19 protein-coding genes and 1 tRNA gene are annotated in these 20,095 nt (G+C 59.1%); 14 read left to right on the top strand and 6 right to left on the bottom strand.

Annotated features, from left to right (window positions below):
* The first annotated feature begins 29 nt into the window (after positions 1–29).
* The 3 genes from recA (at position 30) to ACXYMP_RS13595 (ending at position 4,245) form a co-directional block, all read left to right on the top strand.
* Entirely contained in the window at positions 30–1,106 is a 1,077-nt protein-coding gene (recA, locus tag ACXYMP_RS13605) for a recombinase RecA (RefSeq protein ID WP_458906959.1), read from the top strand.
* Positions 1,107–1,233: 127 nt separating this feature from the next.
* On the top strand, positions 1,234–3,879 hold the full coding sequence (alaS, locus tag ACXYMP_RS13600; RefSeq protein WP_458906957.1) for an alanine--tRNA ligase: 2,646 nt from the start codon (positions 1,234–1,236) through the stop codon (positions 3,877–3,879).
* A 78-nt stretch (positions 3,880–3,957) separates the two neighbouring features.
* The gene (locus ACXYMP_RS13595) at positions 3,958–4,245 is read left to right on the top strand and encodes a DUF1330 domain-containing protein (RefSeq protein WP_458906955.1); all 288 of its coding nucleotides are present in this window, start codon (positions 3,958–3,960) and stop codon (positions 4,243–4,245) included.
* A gap of 67 nt (positions 4,246–4,312) precedes the next feature.
* On the opposite strand, the gene typA is transcribed toward ACXYMP_RS13595, so the two are convergent.
* The 3 genes from typA to ACXYMP_RS13580 form a co-directional block, all read right to left on the bottom strand.
* A complete protein-coding gene (gene typA / locus ACXYMP_RS13590; RefSeq protein ID WP_298566682.1) occupies positions 4,313–6,136 on the bottom strand; it encodes a translational GTPase TypA in 1,824 nt (607 codons plus the stop codon).
* A 125-nt stretch (positions 6,137–6,261) separates the two neighbouring features.
* Complete coding sequence (locus ACXYMP_RS13585) at positions 6,262–6,591, bottom strand: DMT family transporter (protein WP_248363004.1); 330 nt, start codon at positions 6,589–6,591, stop codon at positions 6,262–6,264.
* A gap of 21 nt (positions 6,592–6,612) precedes the next feature.
* Entirely contained in the window at positions 6,613–7,410 is a 798-nt protein-coding gene (locus ACXYMP_RS13580) for an enoyl-CoA hydratase (protein WP_458906953.1), read from the bottom strand.
* A 57-nt stretch (positions 7,411–7,467) separates the two neighbouring features.
* Here ACXYMP_RS13580 and ACXYMP_RS13575 point away from each other — a divergent pair, with 57 nt between their 5' ends.
* The 5 genes from ACXYMP_RS13575 to ACXYMP_RS13555 all read left to right on the top strand — a co-directional run bounded on the left by ACXYMP_RS13575 (position 7,468) and on the right by ACXYMP_RS13555 (position 10,285).
* Positions 7,468–7,893: a PaaI family thioesterase gene (locus tag ACXYMP_RS13575; protein ID WP_248363002.1), complete on the top strand. Its 426-nt coding sequence runs from the start codon at positions 7,468–7,470 to the stop codon at positions 7,891–7,893.
* A gap of 70 nt (positions 7,894–7,963) precedes the next feature.
* Positions 7,964–8,962, top strand: a complete 999-nt coding sequence (locus tag ACXYMP_RS13570) for an SLAC1 anion channel family protein (protein ID WP_298566685.1) — start codon at positions 7,964–7,966, stop codon at positions 8,960–8,962.
* Positions 8,963–9,119: 157 nt separating this feature from the next.
* On the top strand, positions 9,120–9,584 hold the full coding sequence (rplM, locus tag ACXYMP_RS13565) for a 50S ribosomal protein L13 (protein ID WP_298566686.1): 465 nt from the start codon (positions 9,120–9,122) through the stop codon (positions 9,582–9,584).
* A 2-nt stretch (positions 9,585–9,586) separates the two neighbouring features.
* Positions 9,587–10,075 carry a 30S ribosomal protein S9 gene (gene rpsI / locus ACXYMP_RS13560; RefSeq protein WP_248362999.1) on the top strand — a complete coding sequence of 163 codons (489 nt, stop codon included), beginning with the start codon at positions 9,587–9,589 and terminating at the stop codon, positions 10,073–10,075.
* Between the two features lie 133 nt (positions 10,076–10,208).
* Positions 10,209–10,285: transfer RNA gene (locus tag ACXYMP_RS13555), tRNA-Arg, on the top strand.
* A 33-nt stretch (positions 10,286–10,318) separates the two neighbouring features.
* Here ACXYMP_RS13555 and ACXYMP_RS13550 read toward each other — a convergent pair.
* A complete protein-coding gene (locus ACXYMP_RS13550; RefSeq protein ID WP_458906949.1) occupies positions 10,319–11,059 on the bottom strand; it encodes a glutamine amidotransferase in 741 nt (246 codons plus the stop codon).
* A 173-nt stretch (positions 11,060–11,232) separates the two neighbouring features.
* Here ACXYMP_RS13550 and ACXYMP_RS13545 point away from each other — a divergent pair, with 173 nt between their 5' ends.
* Both ACXYMP_RS13545 and ACXYMP_RS13540 read left to right on the top strand, forming a co-directional pair.
* Positions 11,233–12,891, top strand: a complete 1,659-nt coding sequence (locus ACXYMP_RS13545) for a tetrathionate reductase family octaheme c-type cytochrome (protein ID WP_458906948.1) — start codon at positions 11,233–11,235, stop codon at positions 12,889–12,891.
* Positions 12,884–13,549 carry a cytochrome b/b6 domain-containing protein gene (locus ACXYMP_RS13540; protein WP_298566690.1) on the top strand — a complete coding sequence of 222 codons (666 nt, stop codon included), beginning with the start codon at positions 12,884–12,886 and terminating at the stop codon, positions 13,547–13,549. The genes ACXYMP_RS13545 and ACXYMP_RS13540 overlap by 8 nt, the downstream gene beginning before the upstream one ends.
* Before the next feature lie 238 nt (positions 13,550–13,787).
* On the opposite strand, the gene ACXYMP_RS13535 is transcribed toward ACXYMP_RS13540, so the two are convergent.
* Positions 13,788–14,369: a YcbK family protein gene (locus tag ACXYMP_RS13535; RefSeq protein ID WP_458906945.1), complete on the bottom strand. Its 582-nt coding sequence runs from the start codon at positions 14,367–14,369 to the stop codon at positions 13,788–13,790.
* A gap of 352 nt (positions 14,370–14,721) precedes the next feature.
* Here ACXYMP_RS13535 and ACXYMP_RS13530 point away from each other — a divergent pair, with 352 nt between their 5' ends.
* Genes ACXYMP_RS13530 through ACXYMP_RS13515 form a run of 4 tightly spaced genes read left to right on the top strand, consistent with a single transcriptional unit; the run spans position 14,722 to position 19,023 of the window.
* Entirely contained in the window at positions 14,722–16,344 is a 1,623-nt protein-coding gene (locus tag ACXYMP_RS13530) for a L,D-transpeptidase family protein (protein WP_458906943.1), read from the top strand.
* Positions 16,345–16,395: 51 nt separating this feature from the next.
* On the top strand, positions 16,396–17,502 hold the full coding sequence (locus tag ACXYMP_RS13525; protein WP_298566693.1) for a UDP-3-O-(3-hydroxymyristoyl)glucosamine N-acyltransferase: 1,107 nt from the start codon (positions 16,396–16,398) through the stop codon (positions 17,500–17,502).
* Between the two features lie 28 nt (positions 17,503–17,530).
* The gene (locus tag ACXYMP_RS13520) at positions 17,531–17,806 is read left to right on the top strand and encodes an acyl carrier protein (RefSeq protein WP_298566694.1); all 276 of its coding nucleotides are present in this window, start codon (positions 17,531–17,533) and stop codon (positions 17,804–17,806) included.
* 8 nt (positions 17,807–17,814) lie between these two features.
* The gene (locus tag ACXYMP_RS13515; protein ID WP_298566695.1) at positions 17,815–19,023 is read left to right on the top strand and encodes a beta-ketoacyl-[acyl-carrier-protein] synthase family protein; all 1,209 of its coding nucleotides are present in this window, start codon (positions 17,815–17,817) and stop codon (positions 19,021–19,023) included.
* Between the two features lie 71 nt (positions 19,024–19,094).
* Here ACXYMP_RS13515 and ACXYMP_RS13510 read toward each other — a convergent pair whose 3' ends face one another.
* Positions 19,095–19,769 (bottom strand): invasion associated locus B family protein, encoded by a 675-nt coding sequence (locus tag ACXYMP_RS13510; RefSeq protein WP_298566696.1) that lies wholly within the window; start codon positions 19,767–19,769, stop codon positions 19,095–19,097.
* Positions 19,770–20,095 lie beyond the last annotated feature (326 nt).

Below are 20,095 nucleotides of genomic sequence, written 5' to 3'. Positions count from 1 at the left end.
CTCTGGTGTGAAATAAGGGAAGGCAGCAAATGGCAACGGCGGACATTTTTGACATGAAACGTGATGGTGACAAACAAAAGGCGCTTGATAGCGCACTGGCGCAGATCGAACGGCAGTTTGGCAAGGGATCGATCATGAAACTCGGCGCGGACAATCCGGTCGCTGAAATTGAAGCGACGCCAACCGGATCGCTCGGCTTGGATATTGCGCTTGGAATCGGGGGCCTGCCCAAAGGGCGGATCGTCGAGATCTACGGCCCGGAAAGCTCGGGCAAGACCACGCTTACACTGCATTGTGTCGCGGAAGAACAGAAACTGGGTGGCGTTTGCGCCTTCGTCGATGCCGAACACGCGCTTGACCCGCAATACGCCAAGAAGCTTGGTGTCGATCTGGAAGAGCTTCTGATCAGCCAGCCCGATACGGGCGAACAGGCTTTGGAAATCGTCGATACGCTTGTTCGGTCAGGTGCGGTGAGCATGGTTGTGGTCGATTCGGTTGCCGCCCTGACACCGCGTTCCGAATTGGAAGGTGATATGGGCGACAGCAATGTCGGCGTGCAGGCACGCTTGATGAGCCAGGCCATGCGCAAACTGACAGGGTCGATTTCACGATCGAAATGTACCGTTGTGTTCATCAACCAGATCCGCATGAAGATCGGTGTCATGTTCGGCAGCCCTGAGACGACCACGGGTGGCAACGCCCTGAAATTCTACAGTTCGGTGCGGTTGGATATCCGGCGCATCGGCGCAATCAAGGACCGTGACGAGGTGGTCGGAAACGCAACCCGCGTGAAGGTGGTGAAAAACAAGGTCGCGCCGCCCTTCAAACAAGTTGAATTCGACATCATGTATGGCGAAGGCATCTCAAAAATGGGCGAGCTTCTGGATCTTGGTGTCAAAGCGGGTGTCGTCGAGAAGTCCGGTGCCTGGTTCAGCTATGGCGATGAGCGGATCGGTCAGGGGCGCGAAAACGCCAAGACCTATCTACGCGAAAACACCCGCACAGCACTGGAGATCGAAGACAAGATCCGCGCCGCTCACGGGTTGGATTTCGACATGCCCCCAATGGAAAAAGATAAGGATGATGACGGGTTGCTCGAAGCCTGAATTTATCGCTTTCAAGTTCGGAAGGGCCGGGGGTTTCCCCGGCCCTTTGTTTTTGGCGGCCCACCCTGTGGACAGGCGCCACTGGCGCAGGTAAACGATGTTTGACGCTCCTTTGGGACAAGACATAATGGCCAGCCTCAACGATATCCGCTCAACTTTTCTGGACTATTTCGAACGCAATGGGCACGCGGTGGTGGACAGTTCCCCACTCGTACCACGCAATGATCCGACACTGATGTTCGTGAATTCCGGCATGGTGCAGTTCAAGAACCTGTTCACCGGCATTGAAACGCGCGACTACACGCGGGCGACCACCGCTCAGAAATGCGTCCGCGCGGGCGGCAAACACAATGACCTGGACAATGTCGGCTATACCGCGCGCCATCACACTTTTTTCGAGATGCTCGGAAATTTCAGTTTTGGGGACTATTTTAAAGACGACGCGATTGCCTTCGCGTGGAACCTTGTCACGAAAGAGTTTGGCGTCGATCCCGAACGTCTGCTGACCACAGTTTATCACACCGATGATGAAGCGTTTGAAATCTGGAAGAAGGTCGGTGTGCCGGAAAGCCGGATCATTCGGATCGATACGGCGGACAATTTCTGGCAGATGGGCCCGACCGGCCCCTGTGGTCCGTGCACCGAGATTTTCTATGACCACGGGGATCACATCTGGGGTGGCCCTCCGGGATCTGCTGAGGAAGACGGCGACCGTTTCATCGAGATCTGGAACATCGTTTTCATGCAGAACGAGCAGTTCGAAGACGGTTCGATGAAAGCGTTGGACATGCAGTCGATCGATACCGGCATGGGGCTGGAGCGGATCGGCGCGCTGTTGCAAGGCAGCCATGACAACTATGATACCGACCTGTTCAAAGCGCTGATCGAAGCCTCGGCACATGCGACCAATGTCGACCCCTATGGCGACCAAAACGTGCATCACCGGGTGATTGCGGATCATTTGCGCTCGACCTCGTTCCTGATGGCGGATGGGGTGATGCCGTCGAACGAAGGGCGGGGCTATGTGCTGCGTCGGATCATGCGCCGTGCAATGCGCCACGCCCATCTTCTGGGGGCGCAAGACCCTGTCATGCATCGTCTTGTGCCCGAACTGGTGGCGCAGATGGGGCAGGCTTACCCCGAGTTGGGGCGTGCCCAGTCAATGATTGAAGAGACATTGCTGAACGAAGAAACCCGGTTCAAGAAGACGCTCGATCGCGGCTTGAAACTGTTGGACGACGAAGTGTCGAGCCTTCCCGAAGGGGCGGACCTGCCGGGTGAGACAGCGTTCAAACTATATGACACCTACGGTTTCCCGCTGGACCTGACGCAGGACGCGTTGCGCGAAAAAGGGCTTGGCGTGGACCAGCCCGGATTTGACTCGGCGATGGAAGAACAAAAGTCGCGGGCCCGTGCCGCGTGGTCGGGATCGGGTGAGGCGGCGGATGCCACCATCTGGTTTGATCTGGCTGAACAGCACGGCGTGACGGAGTTCTTGGGCTATGACGCCGAACATGCCGAAGGTCAGGTGCTGGCAATTGTCTCAGACGGTGCGGTCGTGGACAGTGCCAAGTCGGGCGACGAGGTTCAAATCGTGGTCAACCAGACGCCGTTTTATGCCGAGGCGGGCGGTCAAGTGGGCGATACCGGCCTGATCCGTACCGACACCGGGTCGGCCCATATCACCGATACGAAGAAGGTGGCGGATGTGTTCATTCACTTCGCCAAGGTTGATGAGGGCGAGATTGCCAAAGGGCAGGGCGCCGAATTGGCGGTGGATCACCTGCGCCGCACGGCAATCCGCGCCAACCATTCGGCCACCCACTTGCTGCACGAAGCGTTGCGCAACGAATTGGGCGATCACGTCGCGCAGCGCGGGTCGTTGAACGCGCCCGACAGGCTGCGGTTTGATTTTAGCCATAACAACGCGGTGTCGGCGCAAGAATTGGGCAATATTTCGCGTGAGGTGAACACCTATATCCGCCAGAACACGCCGGTTGAAACCCGGATCATGACGCCGGATGATGCGCGCGAGATCGGGGCGCAGGCGCTGTTTGGCGAGAAATACGGCGACGAGGTCCGCGTGGTGTCGATGGGACATTCACCGACCGGTAAAGGCACCGACGGCCAGACCTATTCGATCGAGCTGTGCGGCGGCACCCATGTGAAGCAGACCGGCGACATTGGCGTTTGCGTGATCCTGTCTGAAGGGGCCAGCGCGGCGGGCATTCGCCGGATCGAGGCGCTGACGGGCAAGGCTGCCGTCGCCTATATCGAAGATGAAGCCGCGCGTGCCTCGGAATTGCAAGGCATGCTGAAAGCCAAACCGGACGAGGTTGTTGACCGCGTCAAGGCCATGCTGGACGAACGCAAGGCGCTGAACAACGAGATTTCGGCGTTGAAACGCGAATTGGCAAAGGCCGCGGGAGCCGGGGCGGAAGCCAAGGACATCAATGGCGTGAAGTTCCTTGCAATGACCATCTCGGGTGTTGCGGGCAAAGACCTGCAAACGCTGGTGAATGAGCAGAAGGATGCGCTTGGCTCTGGCGCGGTTCTGATCATCTCGGAGAATGACGGAAAAGTCGCTGTTGCTGCTGGTGTGACGAGCGATATGACCGACCGTGTGTCGGCTCTTGACCTGGTTAAGGCCGCTGTCCCCGAACTCGGTGGTAAGGGTGGCGGAGGTCGCCCAGAACTGGCGCAGGGCGGAGGTCAGGACATCACCAAAGCTGACGTCGCCGTGGCCGCGGCCGAGGCCGTCCTCGTGGGTTGACCAACCCCCATTGCATATTTTGAACGGCCGCGTATCGTCACCTGACATACGCGGCCTTTTTCATGCAGGAGACACAATATGCCCGCCCTTTGGATTGCTCATGTGACCGTCACAGATGAAGAGGCTTACGGCAAATATGCCAAGCTCGCCGGCCCTGCCATTGCCAAACATGGCGGACATTTCATCGCCCGCGGCGGACGCTATGTTCAGCTGGAAGGCAAGGACCGTCCGCGCAACGTCGTGGCGAAGTTCCCAAGCGTTGAGGCCGCTGAGACATGCTATCACTCGCCCGAGTATCAAGAGGCGTTAAGCCATGCGCGCAATGCATCCGAGCGGGAATTGCTGGTGGTTGAGACCGACGAATAAACCGCTGATATAAAACGAAGAAAGCCCCGGCGTTAATCCGGGGCTTTCGTGTTTTAGATGGATCGCTTTACTGATCCGATGACCGGGCCTGCCGCTTACGTTCATGCGGATCAAGGAAGCGTTTGCGCAGGCGGATGTTGTTCGGCGTGACCTCGACCAATTCGTCATTGTCGATATAGGCGATCGCCTCTTCAAGCGACATGGTGATCGGCGTGGTCAGGCGCACGGCCTCGTCCGTGCCCGAGGCACGCACGTTGGTTAGCTTCTTGCCCTTCAGCGGGTTCACCTCAAGATCGTTCTCGCGGCTGTGTTCGCCGATGATCATGCCTTGATAGATCTCTTCCTGCGCACCGATGAACATGCGACCGCGATCTTCGAGGTTCCACAGCGCATAGGCGACCGAGGTGCCGTTTTCCATCGAGATCAGAACGCCCGCGCGACGACCGGGAATATTGCCCTTGTGGGGGGCCCAGCCGTGGAACACGCGGTTCAGAACGCCGGTGCCGCGGGTGTCTGTCAGAAACTCGCCGTGATAACCGATCAGGCCGCGCGACGGCACATGGGCGATGATCCGGGTTTTGCCAGCGCCTGCGGGCTTCATCTCGGTCATTTCGCCTTTGCGCGTGCCGGTGATTTTTTCAATCACGGCACCGGAATATTCGTCATCCACGTCGATGGTGACTTCTTCGATCGGCTCGACCGTCTCACCATCGACCTCGCGCATGATCACCTGCGGGCGCGAGATTGACAGTTCGAACCCTTCGCGGCGCATGTTTTCGATCAACACGCCCATCTGCAATTCGCCACGGCCCGACACTTCGAAGGCTTCACCGCCGGGGGTGTCCGCGATCTTGATGGCGACGTTGCTTTCAGCCTCTTTCATCAGGCGTTCGCGGATGACACGCGACTGCACCTTCTTGCCGTCACGGCCGGCGAGCGGGCTGTCATTGATGCCGAAGGTCACGGTGATGGTGGGCGGATCAATCGGCTGCGCGGGCAGTGGAGTGTCAACCGCCAGCGCGCAAATCGTGTCGGCCACGGTGGCTTTGGACATGCCCGCAAGGGACACGATGTCGCCCGCAATGGCTTCATCAATATCCTGCTGTCCCAGACCTCGGAACGCTTGAATACGGGTGACGCGGAACTGCTCGATCTTTTGGCCGATGCGCGATAGGGCTTGCACGGTTGCACCGACCTTGAGGCGTCCGGTTTCCACCCGTCCGGTTAGCAGACGACCCACAAATGGGTCCGCGCCCAGCGTGGTGGCCAGCATCGAGAAATCTTCGTCCTGATGCGCCAGTTGGCGCGGAGCGGGGACGTGGTTCACGATCAGATTAAAGAGCGCATGCAGATCCTTGCGCGGCCCGTCCAGCTCCGCATCCGCCCAGCCGTTGCGGCCCGAGGCATACATATGCGGGAAATCCAGCTGGTCATCATCCGCACCAAGGTTGGCGAACAGGTCAAAACACTCGTCCAGCGCGCGGTCAGGCTCGGCGTCGGGCTTGTCGACCTTGTTCAGCACCACGATGGGGCGCAGACCCAAGGCCAGCGCTTTCGAGGTCACGAATTTCGTCTGCGGCATCGGGCCTTCGGCGGCATCGACCAGCAGGACAACGCCGTCCACCATCGAAAGGATGCGTTCCACCTCGCCACCGAAATCTGCGTGGCCGGGGGTGTCGACGATGTTGATCCGCGTGCCTTTGTACTCGACTGACGTGGGCTTGGCGAAAATGGTGATCCCGCGTTCACGCTCCAGATCGTTCGAGTCCATGGCGCGTTCGGCCACGGCCTGGTTTTCCCGGAACGCGCCGGATTGTTTCAAAAGCTCGTCAACCAGAGTTGTCTTGCCGTGGTCAACGTGTGCGATGATCGCGATATTGCGCAGGTCCATAGGGCCACCTTGTGGGGGAAACGTGTAAATATGTTAGAAGTTAGGGGCGCGCATAGCCCGGTTGGGATGCGAAAGCCACCCTAAAAACCAATCTTGTTAAATTTCGCGCCGCTTCAGCCTGGGGATCAATGCTGGGCGGATTGTGAAAACAGATGGATGATCAGAATCCCGCCAAGGATCATAGCCAGGCCGATCAGCGCAGGCAGATCAAGCCGTTGCCCAAACAGCGCATACCCAATGCAGGCGATCAGCACGATGCCCAGCCCGGACCAGATCGCGTAGGCGACGCCAACGGCCATGTATTTCAGCGCCCAGCCCAGAAGCACGAAGCTGATCCCATAGGCAACGACCACCGTCACGGATGGCCACAGCCGACTGAACTGCTGGCTGGCCTGCAAGGCGGTCGTGCCAATGGTTTCGGCAACCACGGCGAAAAACAGGATCAGGTATGGCATGGCGACCTCGTGGTCCAGGGATTACTGGGACTGATCCCAGTCCGGTTTGCGTTTCTCTATGAAGGCGCTGATGCCTTCTTCGGTGTCGCGCAGCATCATGTTCTCGACCATGGCGGCACCGGCGAAGGCATAGGCAGCCTCAAGCGACATATCGGCCTGATCGTAAAAGCTCGCCTTGCCGATCTTGACCGCCGCCCCGAGTTTCGAGGCTACGGTCTGAGCAAGCTCATCTGTCGCCGCCCGCAACTGATCGTGCAGGACGACGCGATTGACCAGCCCGATTTCACGCGCGCGGGGGGCGTCGATGAACTCGCCGGTGGTCAGCATTTCAAACGCGACCTTGCGCGGCACGTTTCGGGTCAGCGCCACCATCGGCGTCGAGCAAAACAGCCCGATATTGACGCCATTCACCCCAAACCGCGTGCCTTCGGCGGCGACGGCCATGTCACAGGTCGCCAGAAGCTGGCAGCCTGCGGCGGTGGCGATCCCGTGGGCCTCGGCGATCACCGGTTGGGGCAGGCGGGGGATCATGCACATGACCTCGGCGCAGCGATCGAACAGGTCTTTGAAATAGGCCGCCCCGCCATCTTCGGCCTGCCGCCCGGTGGTCATTTCTTTCAGGTCGTGACCGGCGCAGAAAACCTTGCCCGCGCCCGCAATCACGACAGCGCGGATCGAGCTGTCTTGCGCAAGCGCCTCGAACTCGGCCTTCAGGGCCGCAAGCATCGCATCCGACAGCGCATTCAGCGCGCCGGGGTTGTTCAGGGTCAATCGCGCAACTGACGCTGCGTCCTCTCGGATCAGTATTGGGTCTGCCATCTTGTCCTCGCTTGGTGTTCTGGCACACGATAGGCGGGAAAATCACGGGGGGAAACCATGCAGTTGAAAATGACGCGCGACGAGCTTCAATCCTTCATGGAGGCCGAGTTTCCGCAAGTTGCGCCTGATTTTGAGATCGCAGACGTGGCCCCTTTGCAGGTCACCGTGCGCACACGGATTGGCGACAAACATCTGCGCCCCGGCGGCACGGTATCAGGTCCGACCATGTTCGCGCTGGCAGATGTGTCGATCTATCTGGCGATCCTTGCGATGATCGGGCCGAAGGCGCTGGCTGTGACCACCAATTGCTCGATCGACTTCATGCGCAAGCCCGCCGCCAATACCGATCTGGTGGCCCATGCGCGGCTGCACAAATTGGGTCGCGTTCTGGCCGTGGGCGACGTGCTGATCCATTCCGAAGGCAATGACAGCCCGGTTGCCCGCGCCAGTTTGACCTACTCAATTCCACCTGAACGGGCTTGACCGCTTCGGGTGATTGACGCACCAAGAGTGAGGCTGGCACACGCCGTCACCATGTCATAACGAGGCCCCCATGTCCGACCAGATGACCAATTCCCCAGATCCCATCACCCCACCGCAAGAAATCAGCCGGCTTGCGCATTTCCCCGTCACCTTCTTTGCCATCGTCATGGGGCTGATGGGGTTGACGCTGGCGCTTCATGCCGGTGCGCCGGCTTATCGTTGGCTGGAACATGCCTCGTCGCTGATGTTGTTGATCGGTGCGACCGTGATGATCGTGATCTCGCTTTTCTATCTGGCCAAGGCGCTGCGTTATCCGGGGATGGTGGCCGAAGAGTGGCACCATCCGGTGAAACTCGCTTTTTTCCCGACGATCACCGTTTCGCTTTTGCTGCTGGCAACCGCGACGTATCCCTATGGCGCGACGCTGGCGGAATGGATCTGGCTGGCCGGTGTTGCCGGGCAGGGCGTTCTGACCCTTGCGGTGATCACTGGATGGATGAGTCACCGCAGCTTTCAGGTTGGGCATCTGACGCCCGCATGGTTCATTCCGGCCGTTGGCAACGTCATTGTGCCCATTCTGGGCGCGCGGATTGGCTATATTGAAACCTCGTGGCTGTTCTTTTCGGGCGGCATGATCTTCTGGATCGTGTTGCTGACACTGGTGATGAACCGGCTGATTTTTCACGACCCGATTGTGGCGCGGCTGTTTCCCACCATGGTGATCCTGATCGCGCCGCCTGCCGTCGCGTTTCTTGCCTATGTCAGTATGACAGGCGAGGTGGACGGGTTCGCGCGTATCTTGTTGAATGCCGGCTATATCTTCGCAGCACTGGTGGTTGTGCAGGTGCCGCGACTGGCCCAGCTTCCCTTTGCGCTGAGCTGGTGGGCGCTGAGCTTTCCGCTGGCGGCCTTGTCGATCGCATCTTTCCGGTTTTCCCAGTTGGACGGCTCACGCGGGCACCAAACCGCCGGGGTGGTGATCCTTGTGGTGCTGGTCGTTGTGGTTGCGGGATTGATCCTACGCACCGGTCAGGCAATCGCGCGTGGAGAGATTTGCCAGCCCGAATAGGGGCGATTGAGCTGTTTCAGGCGATTTGGCGTGGGGTAAAATAATACCTTATTTGTAAGCCCTTGAAAACACGTTAATTTGAGGCAAAGACAGCGCTTGACCGCGCGCACGAAATCTCTAGAAACAGCCCATCCGAAACCCAGTTAGGGCTGAAACAATGAAAACCTTCTCTGCAACGCCTGCAGATATCGACAAAAAGTGGATCCTGATCGACGCCGAAGGCGTTGTTCTGGGCCGTCTGGCGTCGATTATCGCAACGCGTCTTCGTGGCAAGCACAAAGCCTCGTTCACACCGCATATGGACATGGGTGACAATGTCATCGTGATCAACGCGGACAAAGTTCAAATGACCGGCAAGAAGCGCACCGACAAAGTGCACTACTGGCACACCGGTTATCCGGGCGGCATCAAGTCGCGCACCGCCGGTCAGATCCTTGAGGGTAAACACCCCGAGCGTCTGCTGACCAAAGCCGTGCAGCGCATGCTGCCGGGCGGTCCGCTGAGCCGTCAGCAGATGACCAATCTGCGCGTCTATGCTGGCACCGAGCACCCCCACGAGGCGCAAAGCCCCGAAGTGCTGGATGTCAAATCCATGAACTCCAAAAACACGCGTGAGGGCTGATCATGGCTGAAGAGATCAAAACACTCGAAGACCTGAACGAAGTTGCCGAAGGCACCGAAGCCGTGGTCGAGATTGCCGCCCCCCGCGAACCCGTCCGCGACGATCTGGGTCGCTCCTATGCGACCGGCAAGCGTAAAGACGCAGTCGCCCGCGTATGGATCAAACCGGGTTCCGGCAAGGTCACCGTGAACGGCAAGGAAATGGGCGTCTACTTCGCACGTCCCGTTCTGCAGCTGATCGTGCGCCAGCCCGAGCAAATCGCCGGTGTCGAAGGCGAATTTGACGTGGTTGCCACCGTCAAAGGCGGCGGCCTGTCCGGTCAAGCTGGTGCTGTGAAGCACGGGATTTCGAAAGCTCTGCAGCTTTACGAACCCAGCTTGCGTGGAGCCCTGAAAGCCGCTGGCTTCCTGACCCGCGACAGCCGCGTGGTGGAACGGAAGAAATACGGTAAAGCCAAAGCCCGTAAGAGCTTCCAGTTCTCGAAGCGTTAATCGCTGCGAACATGTTTTCGAAAAGGGCTGCCTTCGGGTGGCCCTTTTCTTTTTGGGTCAATCTTTTGGTGGCTTTTCGTGTTGCGAGGCGCAGGGCGATGGCCTATATCCCCGCCCAGACAAAGTGTCATTGGCACCCGTAGCTCAGCTGGATAGAGCGCTGCCCTCCGAAGGCAGAGGCCAGAGGTTCGAATCCTCTCGGGTGCGCCACCTCTTTACCCTGAATGGCTTACAGCCCGTGATCTAGGCCCGATACCGGTCTACGAAGTTTCGCAAGATCTGCGCAGGGGCATGCACGTTTGCAGCATGCACCATGTCGACCAAAGCTTCGGCTTCCTCTGGCGGGAAATACCCGTGATGTTTGTAAATCCCGATGCGGGTTTCAAAACTATGTGCGTCGGCCTCTGGGTGGAACTGGGTGGCATAGACGTGCTGCCCAAAGCGGATCATCTGAAACGGGCAGGGGCCAGAGGCGACCAGATGGGTGCAACCTTCTGGCAGAACCTGCATGGCTTCCTTGTGGCCAACGAAAGCTTCAAATGCCGCAGGAATACCTTTCAATAACGGGTCTTTCGCACCTTCTGCAGTCAGATGGCAGGCGCTTGCGCTGACCGGTTCGCCATAGTTTTCCTTGGACACAGAGCCGGGTGAAAGGTGATGACCCAGAATGCCGATCCCATAGCAGCATCCCAAAAACGGAACGTCGCCCTCCGTGATTTGGGGCATTAAGGACAGGCAGGCGGCTTCGATCCGTGCCTCCAGCGCAGATTTCTTGTACGGTGCGTCAGAGACGCAGCCCGGCCCACCGCCGACGATCACACCTGAATAGGCGTCAAGCGACAGATCCGCGGGAATGTCCTCTTGATCCAGCCTGATGCGCTGCACGTCATCCGGGTCCAGCCCGCCTTTGGACAAGAAAGCACGGAATTCGTCGTCTGACGCATCCGTTTCGGGGCGCAGCTGCAAGATCAAAAAGGGTTTCATATGCGCCTCTTATCAGGTCGGTCGACGATGCCAAAGCACGGGCGTCGGGTCAATCGTTCTGCCGGTCAACTGCGGCATTTTGGCATTAGGTGAAGCGCCGGAAGCTTGCTACATATTAGAATAGCAGAATGTAATCCTCCGCGGCGCGAACCGGAGATGAGGAAGGCATAGCCATGAACAGACTCGTGACGACGATCCTGACACTTGTGATGCTGGCCGGAATTGGCACATCAGCATGGGCCGAAACGCAGGCGGCTGCCCCCGCGCCTCCGCCCGCGCCTCCGGCAATTCCGACGGCAGCGACGGCGGATCACTCGAAATTCGACATCCTGAAAAAGCCGTTTGCCTCTGGACCTGAGGTCACGAAGGCCTGCGTCAGCTGCCACACCGAGGCTGATGACCAGATCATGCACTCGATCCATTTTGACTGGACCTATGAAAGCGACAGCGGACAAACCTTGGGGAAATCCAAGGTTATCAACGCGTTCTGTGGTAACGTCGCGGGCAACGAGCCGCGCTGCACGTCGTGTCACGCTGGCTATGGCTGGGATGACATGTCCAAGACACCTGAACAGGCCGGGGTGACGGCAGACTGTCTGGTGTGTCACGACCGCTCTGGTCAGTATACCAAGACAGCCACTGGGGCGGGTCATCCGCCGCTTGAGCCTGTGAAGGCGGGCACGAAGACGATAACAGGGGCCTTGGCGTGGCCTGTTGATCTCGCGAAGGCCGCTCAATCGGTCGGGATGCCGGGGCGCGACAATTGCGGCAACTGCCACTTCTACGGCGGGGGCGGTGACAACGTGAAGCACGGCGATCTCAGCTCGGCGCTTTATGCGCCCCCGAAAGAGGTCGATGTCCACATGTCGCCCGACGGTTTGAACTTCACCTGCTCGAATTGCCACGTGGAAGACAAGCACAACTGGGCCGGGTCGCGGTATGATACGGTGGCCAAGGATATGGTCGGCATCGGCAAGCCGGGGTCCGTGCGCACCGCGGCGACCTGCGAAAGCTGTCACTCGAACGATCCGCACCCGCTCAACATCAAAGGCGTGAAGCTGAACGATCACGTCGACAAGGTGGCCTGTCAGTCGTGTCACATCCCGGAGTTTGCCCGTGGCGGTGTCGCGACAAAAACCTTCTGGGATTGGTCGACCGCAGGCAAGATGGGTGCTGACGGCAAGCCGATGCACGAAGCGAACTATGTCCAGTCGGACGGAAAAGAGCTTCACACCTACCTGTCCACCAAGGGTGATTTCAAATGGGGCGAGGATGTCGTTCCACACTATGCTTGGTTCAACGGTCATGTCGAATACGCGACCGGGGAACCGATCGACCCGACAAATACGGTCGCGGTCAACCGGATCAATGGCGCGCCGGGCAGCAAAGACAGTCGCATCTGGCCCTTCAAACAGATGGAGGGACGCCAAGCCTATGACACCGTGTCCAATAAGCTGGCCTATTCCCAGGTGTGGGGGCCCACGACTGACACCGCGTTCTGGACCAACTACGACTGGCCCAAGGCGATTGAGGCTGGCATGAAAGCCGCCGGACAGGAGTATTCGGGTCAGTTCGATTTTGTGGACACCCATATGTATTGGCCAATCACCCACATGGTCGCGCCAGCAAAGGACGCCTTGGACTGCGCGGCGTGCCATGCTGAAGACGGTCGGCTGGACGGGCTTGCGGGCGTTTACATGCCCGGCACCAATCCGCGTTCACCTGTCGGACTGTTGGGGATGGCGCTGGTGGCGCTGACCCTTCTGGGCGTTGGGCTTCACATCATCCTGCGTATCTTCGGTGGTCGCAAAGGAGGCACAGATCATGGCTAGACGTATCGTCAAGGTTTATCCACGCTTCGAGCGCCTTTGGCACTGGACGCAAATGATCATGATCATGATCTTGCTGTTTACCGGCTTTGGTCTGAACGGGATGCATTCGGTGCTGCCTTTCGGCCCGGCGGTGATGCTTCACACAATCGCGGCGCTTGTCCTGCTGGCGGTCTGGATCTTCGCCACGTTCTGGTTGTTCACAACCGGAACCTGGAAGCAGTTCGTGCCGCAGATCGAAGGGCTGTTCAAGATGGCGCGCTTCTATGCCTACGGCGTGTTCCGGGGCGAAGAACCTCCGTATCGCAAGGTCTTCTGGCGCAAGCATAACCCGCTTCAGGCGCTCACGTATTTCGGCCTGAAAGTGGTCGTGTTCCCCGCAATTTGGGGATCAGGGCTGCTTTATCTGACCTATAATTTCTGGGCCGGGGACGAAGGGTCGACATTTGCGCTGTTTGTCATTGCGAACGTGCACTTGCTTGCCGCCTATGTGATCGCGGCCTTCGTTGTGATCCACGTCTACCTTTTGACGGTCGGGCATGGGTTCAAGGAACACGTGCGCCCGATGGTAACCGGCTATGAATGCATCGACCTGACGGCCGAGCAGGAAGCCTATCTGGAAACCAACGAGCCTGAGCGTTTGATGCCCAAGCAGGGCTGACAGCTGATGGACAGTCTAAAGGCGTGCCGTGGCAACACCGCACGCCTTTTTTCATGAGCATTTGGCCCTGGAAGGGAATTCGCTGCTTGTCAGGTGCCGCACCCAGTCGCGCGCGGGTGGTCTGCGCAAGCCGCCGGGTCTTTCGGGACGGCCGTGCGTGTCTGCGTCCCAAAAGAAAAGGCCCACCTGACAGGGGGCCTTGACGGATGTTCTGGTGATATACCGGTGGGGCTACGGTCTAGCGCCCCCAGCTACGGATCACACCGCAATCCATATGCACAAAGTTGGACCCGGAGTATTTTCCGACCCCACCGCCGTTGCAGGCGACCGCCGCTTTGAACATCTGGTTGACCGAACGAGAGCTCAACCGCAGATCAGCGGCCTGACCCTTCATATGAAGCGAATTCTTTGCAACCCCGCGTGATCGAGAGCGAAGCATGGCGTTGGTCTTTGGCGACCGATAGCCCGAAAGCATCAGGTAGGGTTCGCGCACGTCCATCAGCCCGTGGGCTGCGGCCATGATGTCGATTGTGCGGGTGTCGATCTTGATGGCTTGATCCGTGCGCCAGTCGCGCATGAAGTGATTGACCTCTTTCAAGGCGTCTTTGATATACTTGCCTTCGATCCAGTAGATCATGTTGATCGTTTCGCCGGTGCGACCCGAATGCATTGCGATGCGCCGGACGTCTCCGCCACCGCGAAGGAAACCAGCTGCATTTGCATAGAAGGGCGTTGCGGTCACGGCTGTGGCGGCAAACGCCCCCAGCAAACCGCGGCGTGTCAAAATCGATTTAGATCCGACTGAGGTGTCGTGAGTCATTGTTCCAGCGTGTCCCGTCGCTTGCCTGATGTCTGATCACTGCAGGATTCTGCGTCCCGCGCGCGTTCAGAGTGTTTATATGCCTCTCCCCAGGCGTGTGAGTGTTATTACACAACTCGAATCGTGGGCCAAGCAAAGATTTCGGGCGGTTAACGCGTTCAAGAAAAATCGGCAGAATTTTGCTGAAACCAGTGAAATTCTGGTTAACCGTGGCCGAAACGCGCCAGAGGTCGGGCAGCTGCGCAGGACGGATACAATCGCCCTCGATTTTTCCTCTTTCTCAATGGACTTGCCCTAAGGGAGTATGAGATGTTCTAGACTACAGATCTGTTGCATCTCTATTGGACGAAATATGATTACGAACGCGCTGTCTTTCCGTCGTGCTTTTGGCTTTTCCACCTTGGTCGCTTTGATCGTCGTGGTCGGGGCTTCTCTCGCGTCGTCCCCCCTGCATGCCCAAAACAAAGTGTCTGCTTTTGCGCAGGCCGTCGCCGAAGCGGCGGCGCGTGACGATGAAATTGCCGCGTTCTATCGCTCCAACGGGTATCAACCCCTGTGGACAGGCACCGGGGCGCAGGACAAATCGCGCCGCGCGGCACTGCTGAAGGCGCTGGCCTCGGCAAAAGATCATGGCTTGCCAACCTATGATGTCAGTGTGTTGAAAACCCAACTGAAAAACGTGAAAAGCCTGCGCGCGCTTGGCCGCATTGAAGTCGAGATGTCAAAGCTGTTCGTTGCGTATGCGCAAGACATCAACAGCGGCGTTCTGGTCCCGGCCCGGATTGACAGCGGCATCGTTCGATCTGTGCCACGCAAAAGCGGCACGAGCCTTCTTGCTGGGTTCGCCAAATCAAACCCAAGTGGTTTTCTAAAGGCCATGCCGCCGAAATCGCCCGAATATGCCCGTTTGATGAAAGAAAAGCTGCGTCTTGAAGCGCTTTTGGCAAAAGGTGGCTGGGGCACGCCCGTGTCGGCAAAGTCGCTGAAACCTGGGCAAATCGGTGCGGCTGTGGTGGAGTTGCGCAACCGATTGATCCGTATGGGGTATCTTAATCGGTCGGCCAGCCAAAGCTATGATGCTTCGATCCAGACGGCGGTTCAGCTGTTTCAACAAGATCACGGTCTGACCCCTGATGGTGTCGCCGGTGCCGGCACGATGGTCGAGATCAACACGCCACTGCAACGCCGGCTGGCATCGGTCGTCGTGGCGATGGAGCGGGAGCGCTGGACCAACATCGCGCGCGGCGAGCGTCACATCTGGGTTAACCTGACCGATTTCAGCGCGCAGATCATCGACAATGGGCGGGTCACATTTGCCACGCGCTCGGTCGTCGGGAAAAACCAGCCTGACCGCCGCAGCCCCGAGTTTTCGGACGTGATGGAATTCATGGTGGTCAACCCGACCTGGAACGTGCCGCGTTCGATCGCGACGAAAGAGTATCTGCCGATGCTGAAGCGCAATCCAAATGCGGTCAGCCACCTGAAGTTGATCGACAGCCGGGGACGCGTGGTGAACCGGTCAGCGGTGAACTTCAATGCCTTTTCGGCGAAGTCCTTTCCGTTTGCGATCAAGCAACCGCCGTCCAGCCGGAACGCGCTGGGGCTGGTGAAGTTCATGTTTCCCAACAAGCACAACATCTATTTGCACGATACGCCTTCCAAAAGCCTGTTTGCGCGTGAAGTGCGCGCCTTTAGCCATGGCTGCATCCGGCTGAGCGATCCGTTCGATTTCGCCTATGCGCTTCTGGCCAAACAGACCAGCGACCCCGAAGGCACCTTCAAAAAGGCCCTGAACAGCCGAGTGGAAACCCCGATCACGTTGCAAACGCCTGTGCCGGTGCACTTGGTCTATCGCACCGCGGTTGCCCCGGCCAAAGGGCGCATGAATTATCGTCGCGACGTTTACGGGCGGGATGCCAAAGTTTGGGCCGGATTGGAAAAAGCCGGGGTGGCGCTTGGCGCCGTTGGCGGTTAAATCTCTGATCAGCGTTGCCGGGGCGGCCCCGGCACCCTGCAAGGAGGCATCATGCAGTTCACCCTTTCAGAAATCGCCACATCGCTTGGCACGGACGTGCTGGGAAACGGAGACATCGTGCTGTCGGGTGCCGCGGAACCTGCGGACGCGCGTGCTGATCAGTTGGCGCTGGCGATGAACCCGAAATATGCCGACGGTATCATCAAAGGCGCGGCCCGTGCGGCCCTTTTGTGGGATGGCGCGGACTGGCGCGCGCTTGGTCTTGAGGGCGCGATTTGCCTGAACCGAGGCAAAGCGGCGATGCCGCTTTTGACCCGTGCGTTGGATCCCGGTCTGGGGATCGCGCCGGGCATCCACCCTTCAGCCGTTGTTGATGAAACAGCCGTGCTGGGGGAGGGTGTCGCAATTGGCCCATTGGCCGTGATCGGCGCTGGCGTAACGCTTGGCACGCGCGCGCAGGTTGGCGCACATGTGTCGATTGGCTACGGCACGGTGATCGGCGACGACGTCGTGTTGCATCCGGGCGCGCGCATCGCGCATCTGTGCACCATTGGTGCGCGGTTCGTGGCGCAATCCAACGCTGTGGTGGGCGGCGACGGGTTTTCGTTCGTGACACTGGACAAGGAAAGCGCTGTGGAAAGCCTGCGCAGCGGCATGGCCGAAGGTGACCAGCGCGCGTCGGTGCAAGGCAGTGCGCATTGGGCGCGCGTGCATTCTTTGGGCGGTGTGACGATTGGCGACGACGTGGAACTTGGCGCAAGCTCGACCATCGACCGGGGCACAATCCGTGACACCCGCATCGGGCGCGGCACCAAGATCGATTGTCAGGTGCAGGTTGGTCATAATGCCGAGGTCGGCGAAGACGTGATGATGTGCGGCAATGTCGGCGTGTCGGGGTCGGCGCGGATTGGCGACCGGGTGGTGCTGGGCGGCAAGGTTGGCGTCAGTGACAATATCTTCATCGGCGATGACGTGATCGCAGGTGGTGGAACCAACATCTATACCAACGTCCCTGCAGGCCGTGCCGTGCTGGGAAGCCCCGCCGTGAAAATCGAAACCGAGATGGCCATTCGGCGCGAATTGCGCCGTCTTCCGCGCCTTGCCGAGACATTGCGCGAGCTTCAGAAAACTGTTTCAAAACTCGTCGACAAGGACTAGAACGCCTCGCAACGCGAAAGGGAACACCATGTCGGACAGCATCAAGGATCGCGTCATTGCCATCATCGCCGAACAGGCGGTTCTGGAACCGGGCGATGTGCACCCTGAACAGACACTCGACGATCTGGGAATTGACAGTCTTGGGGTGGTCGAAAGCATCTTCGCCATAGAAGAGGCCTTCGATGTCTCGGTGCCGTTCAATGCCAATGATCCCGCTTCTGGTGACTTCGACATATCGTCCGTCGCGGCAATCATCGCCGCGGTCGAAGGGTTGGTTGCCGATCAGCGGACCGCCTGCGCGTGACAGGTCAGATGCGACGCGTCGTCATCACCGGGCAGGGCACCATCAACGCGCTCGGCCGCAATGTAGCCGACACGCTTGAGGCCATGCGCGAAGGCCGCTGCGCGATCACCGATCTGGAGTTTCAGGACGTCGAACGCCTGTCGATCCGCATCGGGGCACAGATCAAGGATTACGAGGCCGAGGCGTGGTTCAACCGCCAACAGATCTCGCTGTATGACCGGTTCACCCAGTTCACCCTTTTGGCCGCCCGCGAAGCGATCGGGCAATCCGGGCTAAGCTTTTCTGGCGATCTGGCGGCGCGCGCGGGCGTCGTGCTGGGCACCTCGGGTGGGGGCATGAACACACTGGATGAAAACTATCGGTCGGTCTACGAGGATGGAAAGAACCGCGTTCATCCCTTCGTGGTGCCCAAACTGATGAACAACGCAGCCGCCAGCCACGTGTCGATGGAATGGAACCTGAAAGGGCCCAGCTTCACCGTGGCGACTGCCTGTGCCAGCTCCAATCATGCGATGGGGCAGGCGATGCTGATGATCCGCAGCGGGATGGCTGATGTGATGATCACCGGTGGATCCGAAGCCATGCTGTGTTTCGGCGGGATCAAGGCTTGGGAGGGGCTGCGGGTGATGTCCAAAGACGCCTGCCGCCCGTTTTCAGCCAACCGCAACGGGATGGTGCAGGGCGAAGGGGCTGCGGTGTTTGTCTTCGAGGAATACGAGCGCGCCCGTGCGCGCGGCGCTGAAATCCTGGCCGAAGTGGTGGGGTTTGCCATGACCTCGGACGCGGCCGATATCGTCATGCCGTCAAAACAAGGCGCGTCCCGTGCGATCTCGGGCGCGATGCAGGATGCGCGGCTCAACCCCGAAGACATTTGCTATATCAACGCCCACGGCACCGGCACTGCGGCGAATGACAAAACGGAATGCGCCGCCGTCGCGGACGCGTTCGGGCACCATGCGGATGACCTGATGATTTCGTCAACCAAGTCGATGCATGGGCATTTGATTGGGGGGACGGGTGCGGTGGAACTGCTGGCCTGTATCATGGCGCTGCGCGACGGTGTGATTGCGCCGACGATTGGGTACGAGGAACCCGACCCGGAATGTGCGTTGGATGTTGTGCCGAATGTTGCCCGCTCGGCGAAGGTCGATGCCGTGTTATCAAACGCCTTTGCCTTTGGTGGGCTGAACGCGGTTTTGGCATTGCGCGCCGCCTGATCCAACCCAAGGACAAACGAAAAACGCCGCCCCATCCCGGGCGGCGTTTTGTTTTCAGCTTGGTCAGCGTGCTACTGCGCGGGCTTTGGACCCGCGGGCACGATCAGCGCGTCAAAGGCACCGGTAAACCCGGACAACGACATCGTCAGGTTCACTTTCTGATCCGGCGCAGCGGCGGGCACGATCGAAACCGTCGCCTTGGCCCCTTTCTTGAAGCCTGCAATCTCGTCTGCGGTGAAGCCGATATTGGCAACACAGCCGGGCTGCGAACAGAAGCGGAAGGGATAGCGTTTGCCCTGACCACCATCAACAGCGATGGTCAACTGCTGCGTCAGCAGGGTTTCAAGAGGCACCACGACAGTGGCACCTGCCACGGCCTGCGACCCGGCGGGCAGTTTGCCCAGCGAAATCTCGGCCACCGGGTTGCCGGTTTCATCTTTCAGCAACTGATACATCTGGCACGGATCATCGCCTTGGCCTTCTGGCAAGGTGATACATTTGCGTTCCCAGTCCCCGACCACATCTTCGACATAGGTCTGGCCGGGCTGGCGTGTGCCATCGACCGCTTCACCCATATCGACTGCGGGTTGCTGGGGCGCGTCTGCCTGTGCCGGCTGGTCGGCGGCGGGCGCCTCGGCGACAGGTGCGTCAGCGTTCGTATCTGCGGTTGTGTCTTGTGCAAGGGCAGGGGTGCCCAATGCCAGAAGAACTGCCAGCGGCAGTGTTTTCATCAGCTCAGCCTTCATAGTGGATCCTTGCTTTGTCTTCAGGTCTCGTTGCCGGGTTGGATACCATGGCTGTTTGAAGGTGTCAGGTGCAAAAACCCGAGTTCTGTGCTTGAAGTCCGTTCGCGCGCCGGGATTTGGCAAGTCCTTGCCGACCAGACGCCATTCGGGTCTTGGTAAGCTTGCCTGGGTCTCTGGGGAAGGTCGCTTGACTGTAAATGAGAAAAGGGCCCGACCAGCGGACCCTTTTCAATATTCTCTCCCTGCCGGACTGACCGGCTTATTGGGTGTGACGCTATGTCACTTGCCAAAACCGGTCAAGAGCCTTTTTCGCGCAAATTTGGATG

This window comes from Aliiroseovarius sp. CAU 1755, assembly GCF_054482655.1.
Note: the sequence above shows the minus strand (reverse complement) of the source record. Positions and strands in the feature narration are given on the sequence as shown.